This window comes from Rhizobacter sp. P2_H2 (assembly GCF_056403375.1).
In genome coordinates this window covers 1-3,104 of sequence record NZ_JBFUFP010000657.1, presented here as the reverse complement: position 1 = coordinate 3,104, position 3,104 = coordinate 1, and the positions used below count along the sequence as shown (strand labels likewise).

The window sequence follows — 3,104 nt, the reverse complement described above, 5'->3', positions numbered from 1 at the left end:
CGCACCGAGCTTGAGCCGCGCGAGCGTCAGGAACTGGCCGATCTCGTCGTGCAGGCCGAGTGCGATGCGCTCGCGCTCGCGCGCCTCGGCGACGGTGATCTCGTAGGCCAGCGTGCGCAGGTGGCTGCGCGCGGGCCGGGCGAGCTGCCGCGGCAGCGGCCTGGGGCGGATGCGACCCCGCGCCGGACGACACCCACGACAGCCGGCCCCCGGCTGCAACCGGACCGACGGCTCGACACGTGTTCTCATTGTTCGCTCCCTGGCGATTTGTTGGCGCCCGCAGGCGGCCGCCCTTTGTCGGACAGCGAAACGATTATGGACACGCGAAACGACTTGCGACAGCGATGCCCCGACGCGCTTCAGCAGTTTTCAGCACGCTTCAGGAGGCGCAGCCGCAAGCCGTGCTCAGGCCGTGCAACGGCGCAGGTTCTCGCGCACCGCCGCGGCGATGGCGGTGCGCGTGGCGCGGCGCACGCCGGCCTCGTCGAGACGCTGCGGCAGGCGGGCCGCCTCGGTGCAGACGCGCTCCAGCGCATCGAGTGCGAGGCGCTGCGGCACCTGCGCGGTGCGTGCCAGTGCCAGCAGGTGCGTGCGCGCCGGCGCGCGGCTTTCGCCCATCACCGAGGTCTGGTGGCGACCGCGCGGACCGTGGCTGAAAACGAGGTCGTAGGCCGGTGAAAGCTGCCACATCGAGCGCTCGTTCATGCGCAGCGCGAAGTGCTTCGCGTGATCGTCGCGGTTGTGGAACACGACGTTGAAGACGCAGCGCAGGAAGGCCCGGCTCACCTCCACCTCGTCGCGCGTGAAGAAGCGGGTGGCGCGCAGCACGGTCTGGTAGTCGAGCGACGGCAGCCGGAAATCGGCGTGCAGCGCACCGGCGAACGAATGCACCGGCACGCGCATCGCGGCCGCACCCGATCCCCAGCGGTCGAAGCGCTCGACGCCGAAGGCCGACATCGCACGGCCGAGGCTGAAGTGCTGCGTGCGCGGCATCGCGATGCCGCAGGCGCGCGCGGCGATCGAGTACGCGTACTCGACGGCGCAGACCTCGTGATGCTCGCCGCGGGCGGGGAACTTGACCAGCCAGGGGGTGCCGGGCGTGCTGCCACCGGGCTCCTCGTGCGAGCTGATGCGTCGCGTGTCGGGGTCGAAGTTCACCAGCACCTTCGGTCGTGCACCTTGCGGCGATCCACCCATCATCACCAGCGTGTTCAGGGCCGCCACATCCTCGCCTTCGACCACCGCCTGCGCCGCGGTGGCGAGCTGCAGCAGCGAGAGGTGCTCGTCGGCCGGCGCCCAATCGTCGGCCGGGCGGAACACCCAGGCCCCCATCGCGCGCTCGCCGATGAACGCCAGCCGGTCGAGCGGCGACAGGCGCACCGGATCGCGCCCGCTCTTCAGGAAGAGCTTGTCCATCAGCAGCAAGCCCCAGCCGTCGGGCAGCACATCGGCCAGCAGACCGGGCAGGTGCGACTGGAAGGCCGGGAAGCCACCGTAAGCCTCGGACCGCAGCGGCAACTGCATCGCCGAGAACTCGACGCCGCGGCGCATCGCTTCGGGCGAGTACTCGAACAGCAACTGCGTGCCGTTGTCGGCCAGGCTGCCGAGCAGCCAGTCCTGGCCCCAGCCGCGGAACAGGACGTCGAGCTTCTTCATCGTGGTGCCATGCCGGCGGGGCGGCGCGCCCGCTGGCGCGGTGCCATGGCAGCGCGTTCCATCTCGGCGATGCTGATGTGTGGCTTGAGCATGAGAACGTTCTCGAGATCGCTTGTCAGCGAGAGCGCCTGCACCACCCGCACGAAGGTTTGCAGCGTGGTGTTGCCGTCGGATTCGAGCTTCTTGATCGCGCCGAGCGCGACGCCTGCACGCTGCGCCAGCTCCTGTTGGGTGACGCGCGACGCGAGGCGCTGGGTGCGCAGGCGACTGCCGAGCTCATGGACGAGTTCGTCTGGCGTGGCAAGCTTGATGTCGACCATCTGAAAAACTTAGTAGATATTTGAAAGTCTATTATTTAATAAATTACGATTTAATGGACATTTAAGTGTCTTCTATATTCTTCAACGAAGTGCAAACAACACTGTAGCCGGGTTCATTGGCCCGAAGGTCGATGCCGGGGCAACTCGGGACAAATGTCCCCTGTGCTCCATGCAGCAGCCCGTCGAAGACCCGGAGGCCCACCACCCTCGCCGACCGCCCCGCATGACCCCCTTCCCGAGTGAGATCACGCCGCAGCACCTGTGCCTCGACCGCCGCCAGGCGCTCGCGCTGACCGGTGCGGCGCTCGCAGGCCGCGTGGCAAGCGCCGCCGCCGCCGACGACATCACCCCGCGCGAAGCCGCGACCCGCCACAACAACTACTACGAGTTCTCGCCCGACAAGGCGGCCGTCTGGAAGCTCGCCGAAGACTTCCGCACGACACCATGGACCGTGATGGTCGACGGCGAGGTCGAACGCCCGCGCCGCTTCGACCTCGACGAGCTGCTGCGCCTCTTTCCGCAGGAAGATCGCATCTACCGGCTGCGCTGCGTCGAGGGCTGGTCGATGGTGGTGCCGTGGCGCGGCTTTCCGCTCGCGGCGCTGCTGAAACTGGTGGCACCGACCTCGCGCGCACGCCACGTGCAGCTCGTCTCGGTGCTGCGCCCGTCCGAGATGTACGGCCAGCGCCGCCCGATGCTCGACTGGCCCTACACCGAGGCCTTGCGCATCGACGAGGCCATGCACCCGCTGACGCTGGTGGCCACCGGCCTGTACGGCAACGCGCTGCCGCCGCAGAACGGCGCGCCGCTGCGGCTGGCGGTGCCGTGGAAGTACGGCTTCAAGAGCCCGAAGGCCATCACGCACATCCGGCTCGTGGAGGCGCCGCCCGCGACGACCTGGATGCAGGCCGCGCCGTCGGAGTACGGCTACTTCGGCAACGTGAACCCGGAGGTGCCGCACCCGCGCTGGTCGCAGCGCCGCGAGCTGCGGCTGGGCGAGCTCGCCAAGCGCCCCACCCTGCCCTTCAACGGGTACGCGGCCGAGGTCGCGTCGCTGTATGCCGGCATGGATCTCTCACGGCATTTCTAGGCTGCTGCCGCTGCTGTGCTTCGCACTCGGCACCTGGC

General features: G+C 68.8%; 4 protein-coding genes. 1 reads left to right on the top strand and 3 read right to left on the bottom strand.

The window, feature by feature from the left end:
* From AC1D15_RS24205 to AC1D15_RS24195, 3 genes are all read right to left on the bottom strand, one after another.
* Positions 1-249, bottom strand: a 249-nt coding sequence (locus tag AC1D15_RS24205) for a histidine kinase (protein WP_477827970.1), incomplete at its 3' end; no start/stop codon positions are given.
* A gap of 156 nt (positions 250-405) precedes the next feature.
* Positions 406-1,656 (bottom strand): type II toxin-antitoxin system HipA family toxin, encoded by a 1,251-nt coding sequence (locus tag AC1D15_RS24200; protein ID WP_477827969.1) that lies wholly within the window; start codon positions 1,654-1,656, stop codon positions 406-408.
* Positions 1,653-1,976 (bottom strand): helix-turn-helix domain-containing protein, encoded by a 324-nt coding sequence (locus AC1D15_RS24195; RefSeq protein WP_477827968.1) that lies wholly within the window; start codon positions 1,974-1,976, stop codon positions 1,653-1,655. Before AC1D15_RS24195 ends, AC1D15_RS24200 begins: the two co-directional genes overlap by 4 nt.
* A 223-nt stretch (positions 1,977-2,199) precedes the next feature.
* Here AC1D15_RS24195 and msrP point away from each other — a divergent pair, with 223 nt between their 5' ends.
* On the top strand, positions 2,200-3,066 hold the full coding sequence (gene msrP, locus AC1D15_RS24190) for a protein-methionine-sulfoxide reductase catalytic subunit MsrP (protein WP_477827967.1): 867 nt from the start codon (positions 2,200-2,202) through the stop codon (positions 3,064-3,066).
* Positions 3,067-3,104 lie beyond the last annotated feature (38 nt).